This is a genomic window from Shimia ponticola, assembly GCF_007995215.1.
Lineage (GTDB): Bacteria > Pseudomonadota > Alphaproteobacteria > Rhodobacterales > Rhodobacteraceae > Shimia_B > Shimia_B ponticola.
This window is the reverse complement of record NZ_VCDK01000003.1, coordinates 959,924-979,409: the sequence shown is the minus strand read 5'-3', so window position 1 is coordinate 979,409 and position 19,486 is coordinate 959,924. Positions and strand designations below refer to the sequence as shown.

23 protein-coding genes are annotated in these 19,486 nt (G+C 59.3%); 15 read left to right on the top strand and 8 right to left on the bottom strand.

The genetic code is table 11. From position 1 onward, the window contains the following. Positions 1-9 precede the first annotated feature (9 nt). The 12 genes from trmB to FE702_RS08125 all read left to right on the top strand — a co-directional run bounded on the left by trmB (position 10) and on the right by FE702_RS08125 (position 10,464). Positions 10-744 carry a tRNA (guanine(46)-N(7))-methyltransferase TrmB gene (gene trmB / locus FE702_RS08180; protein WP_147125752.1) on the top strand — a complete coding sequence of 245 codons (735 nt, stop codon included), beginning with the start codon at positions 10-12 and terminating at the stop codon, positions 742-744. A gap of 90 nt (positions 745-834) precedes the next feature. Continuing rightward, positions 835-2,175: a 3-phosphoshikimate 1-carboxyvinyltransferase gene (aroA, locus tag FE702_RS08175; RefSeq protein WP_147125751.1), complete on the top strand. Its 1,341-nt coding sequence runs from the start codon at positions 835-837 to the stop codon at positions 2,173-2,175. Beyond that, positions 2,172-2,582: a GFA family protein gene (locus tag FE702_RS08170; RefSeq protein WP_147125750.1), complete on the top strand. Its 411-nt coding sequence runs from the start codon at positions 2,172-2,174 to the stop codon at positions 2,580-2,582. The genes aroA and FE702_RS08170 overlap by 4 nt, the downstream gene beginning before the upstream one ends. Further along, positions 2,579-3,196, top strand: coding sequence for a (d)CMP kinase (locus FE702_RS08165; RefSeq protein ID WP_147125749.1), 618 nt, complete (start codon positions 2,579-2,581; stop codon positions 3,194-3,196). Before FE702_RS08170 ends, FE702_RS08165 begins: the two co-directional genes overlap by 4 nt. Positions 3,197-3,884: 688 nt before the next feature. After that, the gene (gene rpsA / locus FE702_RS08160; RefSeq protein ID WP_147125748.1) at positions 3,885-5,561 is read left to right on the top strand and encodes a 30S ribosomal protein S1; all 1,677 of its coding nucleotides are present in this window, start codon (positions 3,885-3,887) and stop codon (positions 5,559-5,561) included. A gap of 348 nt (positions 5,562-5,909) precedes the next feature. Continuing rightward, on the top strand, positions 5,910-6,194 hold the full coding sequence (ihfB, locus tag FE702_RS08155) for an integration host factor subunit beta (protein ID WP_147125747.1): 285 nt from the start codon (positions 5,910-5,912) through the stop codon (positions 6,192-6,194). A 2-nt stretch (positions 6,195-6,196) separates the two neighbouring features. Continuing rightward, positions 6,197-6,559 (top strand): lipopolysaccharide assembly protein LapA domain-containing protein, encoded by a 363-nt coding sequence (locus FE702_RS08150; protein WP_346722153.1) that lies wholly within the window; start codon positions 6,197-6,199, stop codon positions 6,557-6,559. A gap of 25 nt (positions 6,560-6,584) precedes the next feature. After that, the gene (locus tag FE702_RS08145) at positions 6,585-7,226 is read left to right on the top strand and encodes a phosphoribosylanthranilate isomerase (protein WP_147125746.1); all 642 of its coding nucleotides are present in this window, start codon (positions 6,585-6,587) and stop codon (positions 7,224-7,226) included. 197 nt (positions 7,227-7,423) lie between these two features. Beyond that, positions 7,424-8,671, top strand: a complete 1,248-nt coding sequence (gene trpB / locus FE702_RS08140; RefSeq protein WP_147125745.1) for a tryptophan synthase subunit beta — start codon at positions 7,424-7,426, stop codon at positions 8,669-8,671. Between the two features lie 182 nt (positions 8,672-8,853). Beyond that, positions 8,854-9,321: a hypothetical protein gene (locus FE702_RS18595; protein ID WP_186827028.1), complete on the top strand. Its 468-nt coding sequence runs from the start codon at positions 8,854-8,856 to the stop codon at positions 9,319-9,321. Positions 9,322-9,408: 87 nt separating this feature from the next. Beyond that, a complete protein-coding gene (locus FE702_RS08130) occupies positions 9,409-9,912 on the top strand; it encodes a PepSY domain-containing protein (RefSeq protein ID WP_186827027.1) in 504 nt (167 codons plus the stop codon). Positions 9,913-9,942: 30 nt separating this feature from the next. Then, positions 9,943-10,464, top strand: coding sequence for a helix-turn-helix transcriptional regulator (locus FE702_RS08125; RefSeq protein WP_147125743.1), 522 nt, complete (start codon positions 9,943-9,945; stop codon positions 10,462-10,464). Between the two features lie 59 nt (positions 10,465-10,523). Here FE702_RS08125 and FE702_RS08120 read toward each other — a convergent pair whose 3' ends face one another. From FE702_RS08120 to pth, 5 genes are all read right to left on the bottom strand, one after another. Continuing rightward, the gene (locus tag FE702_RS08120) at positions 10,524-10,793 is read right to left on the bottom strand and encodes a hypothetical protein (protein ID WP_147125742.1); all 270 of its coding nucleotides are present in this window, start codon (positions 10,791-10,793) and stop codon (positions 10,524-10,526) included. Positions 10,794-10,897: 104 nt separating this feature from the next. Next, positions 10,898-11,293, bottom strand: coding sequence for a DUF2237 family protein (locus FE702_RS08115; RefSeq protein ID WP_147125741.1), 396 nt, complete (start codon positions 11,291-11,293; stop codon positions 10,898-10,900). Between the two features lie 10 nt (positions 11,294-11,303). Then, the gene (locus FE702_RS08110; protein ID WP_147125740.1) at positions 11,304-12,488 is read right to left on the bottom strand and encodes a serine hydrolase domain-containing protein; all 1,185 of its coding nucleotides are present in this window, start codon (positions 12,486-12,488) and stop codon (positions 11,304-11,306) included. A 63-nt stretch (positions 12,489-12,551) separates the two neighbouring features. Continuing rightward, the gene (locus FE702_RS08105) at positions 12,552-13,610 is read right to left on the bottom strand and encodes a DUF2332 domain-containing protein (RefSeq protein ID WP_147125739.1); all 1,059 of its coding nucleotides are present in this window, start codon (positions 13,608-13,610) and stop codon (positions 12,552-12,554) included. A gap of 7 nt (positions 13,611-13,617) precedes the next feature. Next, complete coding sequence (gene pth, locus FE702_RS08100; protein WP_147125738.1) at positions 13,618-14,301, bottom strand: aminoacyl-tRNA hydrolase; 684 nt, start codon at positions 14,299-14,301, stop codon at positions 13,618-13,620. A 174-nt stretch (positions 14,302-14,475) separates the two neighbouring features. On the opposite strand from pth, the gene FE702_RS08095 reads away from it, so the two are divergent. Beyond that, positions 14,476-14,973: a peptidase associated/transthyretin-like domain-containing protein gene (locus FE702_RS08095; protein WP_147125737.1), complete on the top strand. Its 498-nt coding sequence runs from the start codon at positions 14,476-14,478 to the stop codon at positions 14,971-14,973. After that, positions 14,945-15,526 carry a ferric reductase-like transmembrane domain-containing protein gene (locus tag FE702_RS08090; RefSeq protein ID WP_147125736.1) on the top strand — a complete coding sequence of 194 codons (582 nt, stop codon included), beginning with the start codon at positions 14,945-14,947 and terminating at the stop codon, positions 15,524-15,526. The genes FE702_RS08095 and FE702_RS08090 overlap by 29 nt, the downstream gene beginning before the upstream one ends. An 86-nt stretch (positions 15,527-15,612) precedes the next feature. Here FE702_RS08090 and FE702_RS08085 read toward each other — a convergent pair whose 3' ends face one another. Continuing rightward, the gene (locus FE702_RS08085) at positions 15,613-16,251 is read right to left on the bottom strand and encodes a 50S ribosomal protein L25/general stress protein Ctc (protein WP_147125735.1); all 639 of its coding nucleotides are present in this window, start codon (positions 16,249-16,251) and stop codon (positions 15,613-15,615) included. Positions 16,252-16,466: 215 nt separating this feature from the next. On the opposite strand from FE702_RS08085, the gene FE702_RS08080 reads away from it, so the two are divergent. Beyond that, the gene (locus FE702_RS08080; protein ID WP_147125734.1) at positions 16,467-17,663 is read left to right on the top strand and encodes an MFS transporter; all 1,197 of its coding nucleotides are present in this window, start codon (positions 16,467-16,469) and stop codon (positions 17,661-17,663) included. On the opposite strand, the gene FE702_RS08075 is transcribed toward FE702_RS08080, so the two are convergent. Together FE702_RS08075 and FE702_RS08070 are read right to left on the bottom strand one after the other, a co-directional pair. Further along, positions 17,615-18,232 carry a sulfotransferase family 2 domain-containing protein gene (locus FE702_RS08075; protein WP_147125733.1) on the bottom strand — a complete coding sequence of 206 codons (618 nt, stop codon included), beginning with the start codon at positions 18,230-18,232 and terminating at the stop codon, positions 17,615-17,617. The two genes, FE702_RS08080 and FE702_RS08075, sit on opposite strands and share 49 nt — an antisense overlap. After that, positions 18,232-19,401: an alpha-hydroxy acid oxidase gene (locus tag FE702_RS08070; RefSeq protein ID WP_147125732.1), complete on the bottom strand. Its 1,170-nt coding sequence runs from the start codon at positions 19,399-19,401 to the stop codon at positions 18,232-18,234. Before FE702_RS08070 ends, FE702_RS08075 begins: the two co-directional genes overlap by 1 nt. Positions 19,402-19,486: the final 85 nt, after the last annotated feature.

Sequence of the window (19,486 nt, the reverse complement as noted above, 5' to 3'; positions counted from 1 at the left end):
AGCCCCGCCATGGCAGACGAACTGGACAATTCAGCCGAGGCACACCCATCCGGTGCGCCATGGCGTAATTTTTACGGTCGGATCAAAGGCAAAACCCTCAAGCCTGCGCAAGAGCGCGACCTGGATGAGGTGTTGCCAGAGGTCCGGCTTGCCCACGTATCATGGGAAGAGAACCATGATCGCACCCCCTTAGACATGGATGCTGTCTTTTCGGGTCAGGATGTCTGGCTTGAGGTCGGATTTGGCGGTGGAGAGCATGTCGCGGCGCAGGCCTTGGCCAATCCAGATGTTGCGTTCATTGCCTGCGAACCCTTCGTGAACGGCGTTGCGATGTTGCTCGGGAAAATCCGGCGCGAAGGCATAACGAATATCCATGTGCATCCCGGCGACGCGCGCGATTTGTTTGATGTGCTGCCGGATCAGTCGATCTCAAGAGCGTTTCTGCTCTACCCAGATCCGTGGCCTAAGGCACGGCATCATCGCCGACGCTTTGTTACGCCGGAACATCTGGAGCCGCTGGCTCGGGTTGTGAAACCGGGAGCGACGTTTCGCGTGGCGACGGACATTCCCGATTATGTGCGCCAAGCGCTGGAAGAGGTGCCGCCTGCGGGATTTACGTGGATGGCGGAGCGCGCCGATGATTGGCGCACACCTTGGGATGACTGGCACCGCACGCGGTATGAGGCCAAGGCGATCCGCGAAGGGCGCGTGCCGCATTACCTGACATTCACGCGCAACGGCTAAACCCGCACGCTTTGTTCAAAGATTGTGCTGGCTTGGTTTACGCCGCGTGGCGTGGGCGCTAACAGACGTTGGAACACAAAAGAGGTTTTCATGTCAGGCCACGGCACTCCTATTCCCATGACATCGCACAAATGCGGCCCGTTGACCGGCGTAGCCGATGTTCCGGGAGACAAGTCGATTTCGCATCGCTCGCTGATCCTTGGTGCGATGGCGGTGGGAGAGACCAAGGTCACTGGCTTGCTGGAAGGCGAGGATGTTCTGGACACGGCCAAGGCCATGCGCGCCTTTGGGGCCGAGGTCACACAGCATGAAGATGGATCATGGTCTGTGCACGGCGTGGGCGTCGGCGGGTTTGCCGAGCCGGATCAGGTGATTGACTGCGGAAACTCTGGTACGGGCGTGCGGCTGATCATGGGCGCGATGGCGACCTGTCCAATCACCGCGACCTTTACAGGTGATGCGAGCCTGAACAGCCGTCCAATGGGCCGTGTCACTGACCCGATTGCCGAGTTTGGCGCGCAGTCCTATGGCCGTGAAGGTGGTCGCTTGCCGTTGACCATCGTCGGTGCGCGGAACCCTGTGCCTGTGACCTACACTGTCCCTATGCCGTCGGCACAGGTGAAGTCCGCGGTCCTGTTGGCTGGACTGAACGCGCCGGGCAAGACGGTTGTGATCGAAAAAGAAGCGACACGCGATCACACCGAGCGGATGCTTGCAGGCTTTGGCGCCGAGGTGAGTGTTGAGGAAACGGAAGACGGCCGGGTGATTACCCTGACCGGCCAACCCGAGCTGAAGCCGCAGACCATCATCGTGCCCCGTGATCCGTCATCTGCGGCGTTCCCGGTCTGTGCGGCGCTGATTGTTCCTGGCTCTGACGTTCTGGTGCCGAATATTGGGCTGAACCCCACGCGGGCGGGGCTCTATTACACGCTGCAGGAAATGGGCGCTGACCTGACCTTTGAGAATATGCGGGAAGAGGGTGGCGAGCCTGTCGCCGACCTGCGTGCCAAATACTCGCCAGATATGGTGGGGATCACCGTTCCGGCCGAGCGCGCAGCGAGCATGATTGACGAATACCCGATCCTGTCGGTGGTTTCGGCCTTTGCCAAAGGGCGCTGCCATTTCGAGGGGGTCAAGGAACTGCGCGTGAAGGAAAGCGACCGGATCGCTGCGATGGCCGACGGCCTGCGCGCAAATGGTGTTGAGGTCGAAGACACCGAAGACACGATGACAGTGATTGGAACCGGATCGGTTCAAGGCGGCGCGACCTGCGTGAGCCACTTGGACCACCGGATCGCGATGAGTTTCATGTGCCTTGGCATGGCTGCTGATGCGCCCGTCAGCGTTGATGATGGTGGTCCGATTGCAACGTCCTTTCCGATCTTTGAACCGTTGATGGCGTCGCTTGGGGCGCGGGTTGAGCGCACATGAGCGCACATCGAGGCGGATGTCTGTGCGGTGCGGTGACCTATGTCGCGCGCGGTTCGTTGCGCCCGGTTGTGGCCTGCCACTGCGTGCAATGTCGCAAGACCAGCGGCCACCACGTCGCCGCAACCTCGGTGCGGCGTGATGAGATCGACATCGACGGTACCGTGACGTGGTATGTTTCATCAGACACCGCACGCCGCGGGTTTTGCGGTGTTTGCGGGTCCAACCTGTTCTGGGATGGGGCGGGCGAAAACCTGTCAATCTTTGCGGGAACGCTGGATGGTCCCACCGGATTGTCCGTGCTCGGACACATCTTTTGCGCGGACAAGGGCGATTACTATGAGATCGCCGATGGGACGCCGCAAGCAGAACAGTACGACCCGAACCTGACCACCATGGTGCGGACATGAAGGGTCGTTTTACAGTCGCGCTGGACGGGCCTGCGGCAGCGGGCAAGGGGACCATCGCGCGGGCGTTGGCGGATCACTTTGGCTTGGCCTATCTGGATACAGGTCTGCTTTACCGGGCCGTCGGCAAGCGCACATTGAGCGGCGAGGATGCGTTAACCGCCGCACAGGGCCTAACCCCGAAAGATCTGGCGGCAGAGGACTTGCGCACATCAGAGATCGCGCAGGCGGCCAGCGTTGCGGCAGCGATCCCAGAGGTGCGGGAGGCCTTGGTCGCGTTTCAACGCGAATTTGCGGCCCAAGAGGGCGGTGCAATCCTTGATGGGCGCGATATTGGTACGGTGATCTGTCCGGAGGCTGACGCGAAACTCTTTGTTACGGCAAGTGACAGCGTTCGGGCCGAGCGGCGCTTTCTTGAATTATCGGCCAAGGGCGGAACGCAGACGCGTGACGAGGTTCTTGCAGCGCTGCACGCGCGTGACGCCCGCGATGCAGAGCGCGAGGCAGCGCCGATGGTTGCGGCTGACGATGCCGTGATGATCGATACCTCTGATATGACGATTGCCGAGGCGGTGCAGGTCGCGAAGCAACATGTATCAGCGTCGATCAGACGCTAAGATCCCCCAAACCTGCGCCGTAAGTGGTCCGTGCGGCATGTGGCACACGAACCTAACCCTGCCGACTCGTACCCGGCCACATGCCCGATATGAGCCCAGAAACGCGGACCCATAACCTTAACCCATTTTGAACGTCACCGTTACGCTGCGCGCCTATCTTTAGGCGCTTCTCGTCTTGTTCGCCGTGCTCGGTCGGACCTGTGTCTGATCAGGTCGACCGAGCGCCATTGAATATGGCCACCCATTTGTCTGACTGGGTCGAGGCGATACACTGAAACACCCTGAACCAAAGGATTTCGTAAAAGCGATTGGAGCCACTCTCATCCCCGCACGCCGTTGCAATGCTCAATTTTTAGCGTGAGCCTCAGGCCGGAAATGTGCGCTTCGACACATAAGATGTTGGTTTCACACCCCGATCACGCAGTTTTCCTAAACTTGCATCGGAGGCTCAACTCTTGCGTGTGAGGGTTATGCATGGGGTTAAAGACCTGAGGCCTTGCCACGCTACGCATGTTGGCCTATACGACGCGCGTCTAAGCGACGGGACAGTCGTGGACAGAAGACTGGGCAGGGTCGGTTCTACCGACCCTTTCTTATTTTCTATCCGGTCCTTTAGCCGACCAATCCAAGACCGGCGGAGACAACCGCGCGGCCCGAAAAAATCGAATCGTTAGGAAACACACGCCACATGGCATCAACATCGATGGAGGAATTCGAAGCCCTCCTGAACGAAAGCTTCGAAATTGACACGCCCCAAGAGGGCTCGGTTGTCAAAGGCAAGGTCATCGCAATCGAAGCGGGCCAAGCCATCATCGACGTAGGCTACAAAATGGAAGGCCGCGTCGAACTCAAAGAATTCGCAGAACCAGGTGAAGCACCAAGCGTAGAAGTCGGCCAAGAGGTCGAAGTTTACCTGCGTGCCGCTGAAAACGCCCGTGGCGAAGCTGTTATCTCTCGTGAGATGGCGCGCCGCGAAGAAGCGTGGGATCGACTGGAGAAAGCATACGCCGCAGAAGAGCGCGTCGAAGGCGCAATCTTTGGTCGCGTCAAAGGTGGTTTCACCGTCGATCTGGGTGGCGCGGTTGCGTTCCTTCCTGGCTCGCAAGTCGACGTACGCCCTGTGCGCGACGCTGGCCCACTGATGGGTTTGAAACAGCCGTTCCAAATCCTGAAAATGGACCGCCGCCGTGGCAACATCGTTGTCTCGCGCCGTGCCATTCTTGAGGAATCTCGCGCCGAACAGCGCGCCGAGGTTATCGGCAAGCTGGCCGAAGGTGACAACGTCGAAGGCGTGGTCAAGAACATCACCGAATACGGTGCCTTCGTCGATCTGGGCGGTGTGGACGGCCTGCTGCACGTCACCGACATGGCATACCGCCGCGTGAACCACCCATCCGAGATCCTGAACATTGGCGAAACCGTCAAAGTGCAGGTCATCAAGATCAACAAAGAGACCCACCGCATCAGCCTTGGCATGAAGCAGCTGCAAGAAGATCCATGGGATCTGGTCGCTGTGAAATACCCGCTGGATTCGGTCCACAAAGGTCGCGTCACGAACATCACTGATTACGGTGCGTTTGTTGAGCTGGAAGCCGGTGTCGAAGGTCTTGTCCACGTCTCTGAGATGTCCTGGACCAAGAAGAACGTGCATCCGGGCAAAATCGTGTCCACCTCGCAAGAGGTTGAGGTCATGGTTCTGGAGATCGACAGCGTCAAGCGCCGCGTGTCGCTGGGCCTCAAGCAGACCCAACGCAACCCATGGGAAGTCTTTGCAGAGCAGTTCCCAGAGGGCACGCAGGTCGAGGGCGAGGTCAAGAACATCACCGAATTCGGTCTGTTCATCGGTCTCGAAGGCGATATCGACGGCATGGTTCACCTCTCAGACCTGACATGGGAAGGCCGTGGCGAAGACGTGATTGGCGACTACCGCAAAGGCGACATGGTTCAGGCCGTTGTCAGCGAAGTCGACGTCGAGAAAGAGCGCATCAGCCTGAGCGTCAAAGCGGTTGGCGGCGACAAGTTCGCTGATGCCGTGGGCGGCGTGAAGCGCGGCTCGATCATCACGGTCGAAGTGACCGCGATCGAAGATGGCGGCATCGAGGTGGAATACGAAGGCATGAAATCCTTCATCCGCCGTTCGGATCTGTCGCGTGACCGTGCCGAGCAGCGCCCTGAGCGTTTCGGCGTGGGCGACAAGGTCGACGTTCGCGTCACCAACATCGACAGCAAAACACGTCGTCTGGGCCTGTCGATCAAGGCACGCGAGATCGCCGAAGAAAAAGAAGCCGTGGAACAGTATGGCTCGTCCGATTCGGGCGCGTCGCTTGGCGACATCCTTGGCGCGGCGCTGAAAGCCGACGATTAATCCCAAGCGGATGGCAAAAAAGGGGCCCGGTTGCGCAAGCAGCCGGGCCTTTTTCGTTGGTGAGATTGTATCCCGTGCCAGAGGCGAAATGGCTCTTATGTGCTGCGCTATTTGGCAATGTGCGCGCGAATCACAGATGGCGCGGGCGCGCTGCAGATGACTGAAAAAGCGAGCTCAAACGCCGAAGAGTTGCCTCCAGACTGTGAAATCCGGGTTTCGGTGGCTGGTTTGCACCGTCAAATAACAGGGAATGGTTTTCGGATGGTTGGGAATGTGCCTATAGTGCCCTGACGCAGAGGCTACGGCCTTTCGCTGTGGTTTGCACCACAGGCACGACGGGGGGAAGACATGATCCGGTCTGAATTGATTCAGAAAATAGCGGAAGACAATCCGCACCTTTATCAACGAGACGTCGAACGGATCGTATCCACAATTTTTGAGGAAATCATCGACGCCATGGCGCGCGGTGATCGGGTCGAATTGCGTGGTTTCGGTGCCTTTTCGGTCAAGCATAGACCCGGTCGCACTGGCCGAAATCCGCGGACCGGTGAACCGGTTGAGGTTGAAGAAAAACACGTTCCGTTCTTTAAGACCGGCAAGATGCTTCGCGATCGCCTGAACGAAACGGATTAATTATGCTGCGCTACATTCGCTATCTGGTCCTCGTGGCCATTGCCTTGGTTTTGATTATCGTCGCCTTGGCAAACAGGGGGGCTGTGACGGTCAATTCGCTGCCCGAGGGGATGGCGCGTATTCCGGGTCTTGATCTGCTAAGCTACTCGATCCAGCTGCCCATGTTCGTGGTGATCTTTGTCAGCATCGCTGCGGGGGTCCTGATCGGTTATGTCCTTGAATGGGTGCGTGAGCACAAGCATCGCGTCGCCATGCGCAGCGAACATCGTGAGGTGGTCAAGCTGAAGGGCGAAGTGAAGAAGTTGAAGGGCAAGGCCAACGAGGGCAAAGACGATGTTCTGGCCCTGCTGGAAGACGCGCGCTGACCCTCGCGCCGGATCTGACACCTTTATGACAGTACGGATGAAATTCTGCGGGCTGACCAAGCCTGCCGATATCCCTGCCGCGGCAGAGGCCGGCGCTGGCTATGTGGGTTTCGTCAATTTTCCCAAATCGCCCAGACACCTTGAGCCGGAAGCCGCGCGTGCGCTGGCTCTGGCCGTGCCGCCGGGGATTATGAAGGTCGCCTTGATGGTGAATCCGGATGATGCCGCACTCGACCGGTATCTGGAACAGGTGCCCATCGACATGGTGCAACTGCATGGTGGCGAAAGCCCAGAACGTGTTGCCGAGGTGGCGCGGCGCACCGGGTTGCCGGTGATGAAGGCGATCGGTGTGGCGACAGCCGATGATCTTGACCGTATCGCCGACTATGCCGGGGCCGCGCATCAGGTGTTGGTGGATGCCAAGCCGCCGAAAGGGGCCGATCTTCCAGGGGGCAATGGCGCGAGCTTTGACTGGACGCTTTTGCGTGGCCGGCGCTGGCCGATGCCATGGATGCTGGCTGGTGGGCTGACACCCGAGAATGTCGCAGAAGCTGTGCGGGTGACGGGGGCGACACAGGTCGATCTGTCATCCGGGATCGAGCGGGCGCCGGGTGATAAGGACCCGGCGAAAATGCGGGCTTTTGCTGAGGCGTTAGCAAAGGTTTAACCGTCGGCGCCGCAGGGGATATGGGGCGGGCGAGAACGCCGCTCAATTTGTGATCTTCTGCAATACAGCAACGGTCCGGCGGATCAGCAAGGCGCAAATTTCTTCGAAGAGTTTTGGTCGCGTGCGCGGACGCTTTACGCCTGTTGTCTGACCCGTTAAGCCATGATTTCGAGATGGCGAGATCGCGGGAGGGTCCCATGCCCGAAGACCTGTTTAATTCCTTCATGAACGGCCCGGACGAAAACGGGCGCTTTGGCAAGTTTGGCGGACGTTTCGTGTCTGAGACGCTGATGCCTCTGATCCTTGATCTTGAGGCTGAGTATGAGCGCGCCAAGACGGACGACAGCTTTTGGGCTGAGATGAACGACCTCTGGACACACTACGTAGGCCGTCCATCGCCGCTTTATTTCGCTGAACGCCTGACCGAGCGTCTCGGCGGCGCGAAGATTTACATGAAGCGCGACGAGCTCAACCACACCGGCGCGCACAAGATCAACAACGTGCTGGGCCAGATCATTCTGGCGCGCCGTATGGGCAAGACACGGATCATCGCAGAAACCGGGGCAGGTCAGCACGGCGTGGCGACGGCAACGGTCTGTGCCAAGTTTGGCCTGAAATGCGTGGTCTACATGGGCGCGCATGACGTAGAGCGTCAGGCACCCAACGTGTTTCGTATGCGGTTACTCGGTGCAGAAGTCATTCCTGTGACCTCTGGCCGTGGCACGCTGAAGGACGCCATGAACGACGCGCTGCGCGATTGGGTGACCAATGTCCGCGACACGTTCTATTGCATCGGCACCGTTGCTGGCCCGCACCCTTATCCGGCCATGGTGCGCGACTTCCAGTCGATCATCGGCAAGGAATGCAAGGAACAGATGAACGCGGCAGAGGGTCGTCTGCCAGACACCATCATCGCCGCCATTGGCGGCGGGTCGAACGCGATGGGCCTGTTCTTTCCGTTCCTCGATGATGCCAGCGTCAATATCATCGGCGTCGAAGCCGGCGGTAAGGGCGTCAACGACAAGATGGAGCACTGCGCTTCGTTGACTGGCGGCCGCCCCGGCGTGCTGCATGGCAACCGCACCTACCTTTTGCAGGATGACGACGGGCAGATTCTCGAAGGGTTCAGCATCTCGGCGGGTCTCGATTATCCGGGGATCGGGCCAGAGCATTCGTGGCTCCACGAGATCGGGCGCGCGCAGTATGTGGCGATCACCGACAAAGAGGCGCTTGAGGCGTTCCAGTTGTGCTGTGAAACCGAAGGCATCATTCCGGCGCTGGAGCCATCGCACGCGTTGGCGCATGTGATGAAGATTGCGCCAGATCTGCCCAAGGATCACATCATCTGCATGAACATGTGTGGGCGTGGCGACAAAGACATCTTTACCGTCGCAAGGCATCTGGGCTTTGACATGAGCGGCCCAGAAGGGCGCAGCGTCGAATAACGCATAAACCGCAGGTATAAATGGCGGTTATTCACATAGACCCCGGGGTAGATCGACATCTGCCTCGGGGTTTATGTTTTCCGGAATAAACCCCACGTCGATAGAGCGGCGGGCCGGATTGGTCATGTTTGGGTCATCGCTGATCGGCATCGGGCCGGTCACACACCAAAGGAGACCATGCGATGACCAAGAACATGAGAAAGACTGCCTTTTCCACTATGAGCGTCTCTGCCTTTGCACTGATGCTCAGCGCCAGTCAGGCATCCGCCGTAGATCAAGCCGTGATCGACGGCATTGTCTCGGACCTCGCGGCGCAAGGCTATTCACGTATCGAAATTGAAATCGGGCGCAATGGCATTGACGTCGATGCCTATGGAGAGGGCGTCGAGGGTGATTTCCGCTATCGCCGCGACGGGGCATTGGTCCGTTCCGACGTCGATGACGACGACGATGATGATGAGCGTTGGTGGCAGGTCTCGGACGATGACGATGATGATGACGACGACGATGATCGTTGGGACGATGATGATGATGACGACGAAGGCGATGATCGTGACGATGACGATGACGATGACGATGATGATGACGACGACGATGATGACAACGATGACGATGATGACGACGACGACGATGATGACGATGATGAATAAGCCGGTATTTGGCTTAGGATGAATGGCAATCGCTGGCCCTCTGACGGACAAAGTCAGGGGGCTGGCTTGTGGCAGGAGGTGATGCCCTTGAGACGGGTTCTGGCAATTGTGGTGTGTCTGTTCGCGGGACTTGCTGGGCCTGTGAGCGGGGAAACCATTGAGGAACAGGTCATCCGACAGCTAAGCGCGCAGGGCTATAGCAGCTTTGAAACCGGGCGCACGCTGCTGGGCCGGGTGCGTGTTGTTGGCCTGTCCGATACGCGTCGGCGTGAGATTGTCGTGCACCCAACCACCGGAGCAGTTCTATTCGACAACATCCGAGCCTTGGCGGGCGAGCGCACCGGCGTGATCCTTTTGAACGAAAGCGACGATGATGGCCCGTCGGCCTCTGGCGGTGGGGCCGCCGCATCATCAGGGCAGGAGGATGACCGCGACGACGACGGTGATCGGAATGCAGGGAATGCGGATGGCGGGCGCGATGATGACGATCGGGACGACGACCGCGACGACGATGACGACGATGATCGCAACGATGACGACGATGATGATGATGACGAAGATGATGACGGTGACGACGATGATGATGATTGATCCGCGTCGCATGGATGGTCGTCAGCGCTCATGACGTGGCGGTTGGTTCTAGGCCTCTTGATGTTCGAGGCCGTTTGTGCGGCGTTCTTTCTGGTCGATATCCTGTCGGCCTATCTGGGTTACCGTCCGCTGTCTTGGCGGGTTCATGAACTGGTCGAGATTGGCGTTGTCGTCGGTCTGTGCATCGGGATCGCGCTGACCTCTCGTCTATTGGTTGTGTCGCGCAGGCAGGCCGAACGCGCCGAAGCGGCGCTGCGTGCGGCATCGGGGGCGTTTCAGGATTTGCTGGAGGATCGCTTCACTCAGTGGGGCCTGACCCCTGCAGAGCGCGACGTCGCGCTCTTTATGATCAAAGGCTATCCAACTCAGGAAATCGCCGATCTTCGCGGTAGTTCGCCGGGCACCGTCAAGGCACAGACAAATGCCATTTATCGTAAGAGCGGCGTGAGCAGCCGTGCGCAGCTTGTCTCTTTGTTCGTTGAGGAATTGATCATGGATCCGCTGGTGCAAAAAGAGGGCGATGACCCGTCGGCAAAAAAGGTCACCCTTTGAGGTATTGACCAAAGGAAAACGCCGCCCAGTGGGCGGCGTTTTCATGATGGGATCTAGCCTTAGCTGTCGTCGTTGCGATCAGTGTCGTTGTAGGTGCCTTGTGCGCGGGACACACCCGGTGCTGGGCGGTCGCTCACGATACCTACGTCAGCGGCAGTGCCTTCGACACGGTCCGAGAATGGACCTGGGATGTTTTCCTCGCCGACATATTCGCAACCGGGTTGCGAGAGCGTCAGTTCGATGCAGGGCGTGCCGAACTGGTCGTTGGTGTTTGCAAAGCCAGCCGATGCGATCAGCAGGAACGCTGCGGCACTCAGAATACGTGTCATGGTGTTTGCTCCAATCATTTGGTTTGACCATTTCATGGAGCAACAACACCGCGCACGGTCCCGCGTTCCTTCACAGTATAGTTAGAACCGGCTCTGGAACCTTTTCAGGTATCGAGATCGCCTGCATCTGAGGTGGCGTTTTTCTCAAGCACCTCAAGCGGCACCACTTCAAGCGCCCGTTGGTGGGTGGCGGCGAGATTGACCTTGGGCGCGCACCCCTCTTCGTGGGCTTGCATGAAACGACCCGCGCAAAGGCACCATTGGTCGCCGGGCTTCAGGCCGGGAAACCGGTATTCGGGGCGCGGGGTGCTAAGGTCGTTGCCGACGTATTTTGAGTAAGCCAGAAACTCGGCGGTAAGGATAGCGCAGACTGTGTGGCTTCCGCGATCTTCGGCGCAGGTATTGCAGTGGCCGTCGCGAAAAAATCCGGTCATCGGATCGGATGAGCAAGGCGCAAGCGCCTCACCCAGAACATTCAGGCTTGGGTCTTTTTCCAGCATTGGTCATCCCTCATGTGCCATCTGTGGCGGCAGCCATGCTGCGGAACATGGCGATATTAGAGTCGTTCACACCCGGTTCGCGAAACTTGCGGTCCGCGCCGTTGACGGCGATCACGACATCCCGCTTGGGATCTATGTAGAGGTATTGCCCGTAAACGCCACGTCCGTAGAAGGCGTGTTCGGGATCGGTGATGTCTTCGTCCGGAGCGATCCACCATTGATATCCATAGCGTTCGCCTCCGGGCTGTGTCGGGGCCGAGGCACGGGTCGCCTCGGTCAGCCAGTCGCCGCTGACGATTTGGGTGCCTTGCCATGCGCCGCCTTGCAGAACCATCTGGCCAAATCGGGCATAGTCCCGGGTGGTGAAATTGAGGCCACCCAGAACAAAGGCTACCCCATTTCCATCGGTGAGATAGCTTCCGGCGGCTTCTAACCCCAACGGCGCGATGACGCGCTCTTGCAGCAAATCTGGTACGGATCGACCTGTTGCGCCACGCAGCACCATGCCAAGAACATGGGTGTCGATAGAGGTGTATTTCCATGTTTCACCTGCGGGCGCGAAGGTGTCATCAAGGCCTGCTGCAAACCGGTCCATGGAGCCGCCAAGAGCGAGGACACGGCCCATTTTGTTAATGTCGCTCCAGAAATCGAGATAGTCCTCATCAAAGACCACCCCGGAGGCCATGTTCAGGACATTGCGGATTGTTGCGCCGTCATAGGCGGTACCTGCCAGCGCGGGGGAATATTGGGTGACCGGATCATCCAGAGATGAAATCTCACCCTTTTCCATGGCAATACCAAAGAGGGTCGAGAGATAGCTTTTGGCAACGGACCAAGAGATGCGCGTGTCTGTCGCTTCGGTGCCAAGGTGGTAGGCCTCGTGGACGACCTTTCCGTCCTTGAGCATCACCACTGCAGTGACGGCACGGTCGGTCAGCCAAGTGTCATAGCCGTCAGGCAGGGTGACGGGGGTGCCTGCTGGCAGAGAGCTGACGGGACGGTCTCCGCGTGACAAATGCGCGTGGAAAAAGAGGTCATCCATTGAGGAAAAGTTCGAGACGATCTTATCCTCGGCAAAGAGCGTGTTCACGGCCATGAGGCGCGTCAGGCGATCCTGAAAGACGATGCCAGCAATGACAGCCGCCGCGAGCGTGATCGCCAGAGCGAAACCAAAGAGTTTGAGTACTTTGCGCATGAATGTCCCTCCCGCTGCTCAACGTCGGGCACAGAGCGCTGGTTTTCAACCGGAGTCCGAAGTTTAGGGCGGTGGAGCCTGCCAATTGACCGAACGTCCGTGGAAATCGACACGGCCAAAGTTCAGTGTCAGGTCGCCGGGCCAGAGCCGCATTGTCATCGCAGCGCCAGGGGTTTTCCCGTCGGGTTCCATGGTGAACCACGCCAGCGGGGTGTCGGCGGTGGCCTGTGCGCCAGCGGTCTCGATCATTGCTGTGCCTGCCGCGCGGGCGGCATCCGGCAGATACTGCCACGCAATGGTCGAGTAGATCATGTGCAGGTACGGCGCGCGGTGGGGCAGGCGGGTTGGCAGCCATTCCAGCGCATCGCCTTGCTGCAACTGGTGTTCGGACTCAGTGCCCGGTGCCTTGGCCAATGCGATGGCGGCTTTGGTCCGGGCCAGACGTTCGGCCTGATCAGGCCAGAGATATGCCATCAGGCGCAATTCTGATTTCGGGTCGGTGGGGTTGAGCGGGTTCAGGTCCACGCCGCGCGCCTCGTGCACATAGGGCGGGCAATGGGTTGGCGGCGTGCCTTGCCATTCGGGCGTCAGGCGCACGGCTGAGGTTTCGGGGCCAAAGGACTGATCGCCCACCTGCATGTGGAAGAAGTCCCAATTGAGGTTCAACCCACCAGACGCGCCGAGTTCGGACACCACCAGCATTTTGCCGTAGCGCGCGGTCAGCCAGTGACCCGCAGCGATCAGGATCGCGGCGCGGCGGACTTCGTTGGTCTGTGGTGGGAGGTTCAGCCAATCCAGGAGCGTGGCTTCGTGCCTCGCGTAGGTATCGCGCAATGCGGCGGTAAAGGTGTCTTCGTCAGGCGTGTTGGGCGGATAGACGGCGGCAAGGGTGGCATCGCCCTGAAGTTTCAGCGCATGCAAGCCTCCAGCAAGGCGCAAGGCAACGGCGTCGTGCTCCGCCCGGATGCGGTCCTCTGGCCAAGAACAAAGCCGTGTTCCAAGCGCCGAGGCCGGGTCTACGGCGTCGAGCATCAATGGCAGCGCCCACGCCATGAAGGGCGAGTCCAGCTGTCCGCAGGCCTTAGCCTGACCTGCGAAGGCTGACGTCAGCGCAGGGGTCATGGGAGCATCACCGGAATTTATCCATCAGCTTTTGGATGGAAGACCGGGTGTCTTCGGGTTCGGGCTCCGAAGCTTTGGTGGTTTCTTTCGTCGTGGCTTTTTCGACTGTCTTGGAAGAGCGCGGCGGAGCGACGCGCAACGCGACGGCGTTCATGAAACGGCCTTTGTCGCCGGCGGCGAGGTCTGCAGCCCCGTCTGAGATGCCGCGCAGCAGGTCGTCGAGCCAGCCTTCATCCGCCTTGGGAAAGTCGCGCAACACGTAGCCTGAGACCGCGTCTTTGTGGCCGGGATGCCCGATACCCAGGCGGACGCGTTGATACGCCTCTCCAATATGGCCGTGGATCGACCGCAGCCCGTTATGGCCCGCGTGACCGCCGCCTTGTTTGACGCGGCATTTGCCAGGGGCGAGGTCGAGTTCATCATGGAAAACGGTGACGCTGCCGGGGTCGAGTTTGTAAAACCGCATCGCTTCGCCGACGGACTGACCCGATTTGTTCATGAAGGTTTCTGGTTTCAGCAGAAGCACCTTTTCACGGCCCAGAGTGCCTTCGCTGACTTGTCCCTGAAACTTGGACCGCCACGGTGCAAAGCCATGGTCGCGCGCGATTTCGTCCAGCGCCATGAAGCCGATGTTGTGGCGGTTGCGGGCGTATTTGGGGCCGGGATTGCCGAGACCGACAAAGAGATGCATGGGCGGTTCCTTTCACGGTGCAGCGTTAGCGGGTCAGGTGGCTAAGCGCCAGATGGATGGTACAAGCCGGAAGCTGTGGCAAGAGGTTGCGCAGGACGCTTACGCTCACAGACCTGTGGGGTGTTATGCGGATGTGCATGACATATGTTCATAGCAACCGATGGAGGGTCTTAGATGTCTCGACTGACCATGAACCGCCGACGCCTGCTGGGTGCTGCCGGAGCCGCATCACTCGTGGGGATGCCCGCGATGGCGCAGAGTGTGGCTCCAACGCCGACTATGCGGGGTGGGGCCAACAACTATCGCCCGGGCGCTCCGATTGTCGAACGGATTGGGGGCGGCGGGTTTCTGATGACTGGCCGTGTCAGACGGGCGGGCGATGGCGCGCCACTGGCCGGGCGACGCATTCAGATGTGGGCGCACACGATCGAAGGACATGAGCGGGATTGGGCTTCGCACGGTGCCACGCTGACCGATGCAGAGGGCCGATTTCAGATGGACATGCCGCAGATCGTGCCTGCCTTTGGCCAGGCGCACGGGCATCTGGCTTATGACGCAGATGAGGATGCGGCTTTTGGCGGAGGTGAGTTCCAAACAGTCTTCCTGCGTCCGCTGATGGCGTCCCCCAATGACAAGACGCTGAATGTCGAGTTCGTTCTGGTTGAAGCCTAGGCTGCTCTGGCCTGCCATCGCCGTATTGGCGGTGGGGGTGTGGGCCTTGGTGGCAGCAGGGCAAAGCCCGTATCTGCAATATCGAGATTGGGTTTATGTAATCTCGGGATTCGCCGGTATCGCTGCGTTGTGCCTGTTTCCGGTGCAACCGATCCTTGCCCATGAGGGTGGGATCAATGGGCGTCTGGGGCACCGCTGGATTGGTGCCGCGGCTTTTGCTTTGGTCCTTGTGCACGTTGGCGGACTTTGGATTACCAGCCCGCCAGATGTCATTGACGCTTTGCTGTTCAGGTCACCCACGCCGTTTTCTGTGTGGGGTGTCGCCTCAATGATCGCGATTTTTGCCTTGGGAGTCGTCGCCATCCTCAGGCGGCGTATCGCCCCAATGGTGTGGCGTAGGGTGCATATGGCTCTGGTAGTGCTGATCGTCGGAGGAGCGGTTCTGCACACCGTGCTGATCATCGGAACGATGGGTCAGGTGTCCAAATACGCGCTTTGTGCGGTGGTCCTGTTGGCGGCAGGATGGGGCGTTTGGCGGACGCGATTGAGTTGATGGTTGGCCGATAGGTCAGCACTGACCAAAAAGAAAAAAGGGCCCCGCAGTGCGGAGCCCTTTGTATATATGCTTAGAGGCAAAGATTACTCTTCGCCGCCCTCGGTGGCTTCACCCTCTTCGCCTTCGCCGTCTTCGTCGTCACCGCCGCCGATGCCTTTAGGAGCATCCATGGTGGCAATCACGAAGTCGCGGTCGATGGTCGGCTTGGCGCCAGCTGGCAAGGTCACGTCCGAGATGGTCAGCGTGTCGCCGATGGCCAGACCCGAGATGTCGACTTCGACCTTCTCAGGGATGTCACCTGCGGTCACAACCAGTTCGATCTCTGGGCGAACCACGTTCAGGTTGCCGCCACGGCGCAGGGCTTGGCTGTTGTCTTCGCCAACGATCTCAACCGGAATGAACAGGTTGATTTTCGTGGTGCGGCGCAGGCGCATAAAGTCAACGTGCGTTGGCAGGTCTTTGACCACGTCACGCTGCACGTCGCGGCAAATGATGCGGACGTCGTCGTGACCGTCGAGCTTCAGGTTGAAGAGCGTCGACTTAAAGCGACCGGCCTTCAGCTTTTTCAGCAGAACGTTGAAGGGGATGTTGATCGGTACAGGATCGGTGTCGCCACCAAAAACGATGCCAGGTACTTGCCCGTCACGGCGAGCTTGGCGGGCGGCCCCCTTGCCCGTCCCCGCGCGTACCGTGGCGTGAAGATCAGGGATCTCACCAGCCATGATATATTCCTTTGTTTGGGGGGCATCCTCCAAGGGTGTATGCCCCGATGAAGCCGCGCGTATAGACGAGTCTTTTCTGGTTGGGAAGAGGGCAGTTTGATGGGCGATCAGCCAAGGTGATCCATCCATTTGCGTCGTGCCACGAGCCTGCGAGTGACCCTTGGCCCAACTTTGGATGTTGCTTTGGTGGCGAACTGGTGCGAGCGGTTCTCACCATGAGAATCCTGTCAGCCATATGGACCGCGCGACTGGCATCCGTTGCCTTTGTGATGGTGGGCCTGTTCTGGGGGTCGTTTGCGGCCTCGGTCCCGGCCATTCGCGAGAATTTGGGTGTCAGCGACGGGGTGTTCGGTTTTTTGCTATTGGGGAATGCAACCGGGCTGGTGATGGCGATGTTCGCGGCGCCGCGTGTCGATCGGTTGCTCAAGGATCGAGGGCTACAGGTCTGCGCAGCCCTGTTTTCCTGCATGATCTTTTTGCCCGGCATGGCGCAAAGCGCTATGGCCTTTTTTCTTATCATGATCGTCATGGGCATGTTTTCAGGCCTGACCGATGTGCTGATGAATGCACGGTTGAGCGAACTTGAGGTGCGCTCTGGACGCAGCCTGATGAATGCGGGCCATGGGATGTTTTCGGTGGGCTACGCTGTGGCAGCCTTTTCGACGGGTTTGGTCCGGGATGCGGGATACGGACCTGCGGTGGCGATGGGGCTCGCTGGGTTGGTCTGTCTGATCTTGTCGAGCCGCCTGCGCACCGCGCCCGAGGTCGTCGAGACCGAGGCCGGATCAACCGAGCGGATGCCGTGGCTGATCCTGTTGGTCTGTGGTGGCATTGTCCTTGTGGCCTTTATGACCGAAGCCACGGTCGAGACATGGTCGGCGCTTCACATTGAACGGACCTTGAACGGGGATCCGCTGGCCGGGGCCTTGGGACCGACGATGTTGGGTCTGACCATGGCCTTTGGGCGTTTGGGCGGGCAGGGCCTTACGGATTACCTGCCCGATCAATTGGTGGTCGTCGTTGCATCGCTCCTTGCATCCGCAGGTGCCTTGGTCGCGGCGGCGGCACCGACGGCGATGGTGGCCTATATCGGCTTTGCGCTTCTTGGTCTGGGCGTGTCCGTAATTGGGCCGCTGGGCCTGTCTCTCTTAGGGCAGCGGGTAGCGCCCAGGTTTCGGACCGAGGCGATTTCCAAGGCGGCTGTGATGGGCTTCACCGGCTTTTTCTTTGCGCCGGTTTTGATGGGTCTGATGTCTGAAGCTTATGGATTGCGTATGGCCTATGCCGGTGTCGCGGTCTTGGCTGTGCTGGCGATCCCGCTTTTGCTCGTGCTCAATCGCATTTCGCCGCCCAAGCTGGATACTCAGTCGAAATCGACGTCAAGCATCCCGGTCTCTGACACGCGTTCGTAAAGCTCGAATTCGGGCGCGCGTGCCTCTTTGAGTGCGTCGAGGGTTGAGGGGCTCAGGTCCGTCGTGGCCTTTGGAGAGACATTCTGACGGGGCAGGTCGATGGGGCCCAAAATGTCAGCAAGATCATCGACCATCTGTGCCAGGTTTGGATAGGCATACATGCGGTGCATACCAATGCTGCCGTCCTTGCGACTCACAAAGCGGCGCTGGTTGCCGATCTTGGGAAGCCGTCCGCCGGATGGGTCCAGTTGATCGCGAATGAAGTCCTCGAACGTCATGTCGCGGGTCGATGTCGCGGACCCGTCAAATTGCGGCAACAAGCGATACCGGTACCAACTGCGCAGCCGGTCGAGCGGATCACGTATGGCGCAGAGACGCAGATAGCCGAACCCGGGCTTGCAGTGTTTTGGTTCGATGTCGCGTTCAAAGCCGGAAACATTGCAGTGCTTTGCCTGCGCGGAGCCGCCAACCGTCACATCCGCGCGCTTGGCCAATGCGGCCTCAAGCGCGGTGGTCCCGGTTTTGGGGACCGCGAAGAGAACAAGAGGCGGATCGTGAAAAATCAGCATCAGTTGTGACGCCAGCGTCCTTCGAAGTCATCTGGGATCAGCAGGATGTCGCGGTTCAACTCGTCGATCCTGCGACGGCCGCAAAGCGCCATGGTGGTGTCGAGTTCCTTGTGGATGACCTCAAGCGCGCTGGTGACGCCTTTTTCACCCATGGCGCCGAGGCCGTAGACGAAGGCGCGGCCAATCATGGTTCCCTTGGCCCCAAGCGCGAGCGCTTTCATCACGTCCTGACCCGAGCGGATACCGCTATCGAGGTGGATTTCGATGTCATCGCCAACCGCATCCACGATTTGTGGCAGCATCCGGATCGACGACAGCGCGCCGTCCAACTGGCGACCGCCGTGGTTTGACACAGTGATCGCGTCTGCACCGACCTTGACGGCCATCTTCGCGTCTTCGGGATCAAGGATGCCCTTAAGGATCATTGGGCCGCCCCACATTTCCTTGATGCGTTCGACCTTGGACCAATCCAGTTGGGGGTCGAATTGTTCTGCGGTCCATGACCCCAGCGACGAGGCATCCTGTACGCCCTTGGCGTGACCTACGATGTTGCCGAAAAAGCGGCGTTTGGTGCCGAGCATCTCAAGCCCCCACGCCCATTTCGTGGCGAGGTTCGCGATGGTCTTCGGGGTCAGTTTTGGCGGGGCTGAGAGGCCATTCTTGAGGTCTTTGTGCCGCTGTCCAAGGATCTGCAGGTCAAGTGTCAGGACAAGGGTTGAACACCCGGCATCCTTGGCGCGCTGGAGGATGCGCGCGACAAAGTCCCAGTCACGCAGCACGTAGAGCTGAAACCAGAATGGCTTTGTGGTGTGTTCCGCCACATCCTCGATCGAGCAGATCGACATCGTAGAGAGCGTGAAGGGCACACCGAATTTCTCTGCTGCGCGCGCGGCTTTGATTTCGCCGTCGGCGTGCTGCATGCCGGTGAGGCCGACGGGGGCAAGGGCGACGGGCATTGCCACGTCTTCGCCCAGCATTTTCGAGGCTGTTGATCGGCCTGACATATCCACGGCCACGCGTTGACGGAGGCGCAGTTTTTCAAAGTCCGACACGTTTTCGCGAAAGGTCTGTTCCGTCCAGCTGCCTGACTCCGTGTAGTCGTAGAACATCTTGGGCACGCGGCGGCGGTAGATCGCGTGCAGGTCATCGACGGTCGTAATCACAGGCATGGGGGCGAAGCCTTTGCGTTTATGCAGAATTGGTAAGGATTGGTTACCAATTTGCGACGGGTGCAGCAAGGTACAGTCTTGATTA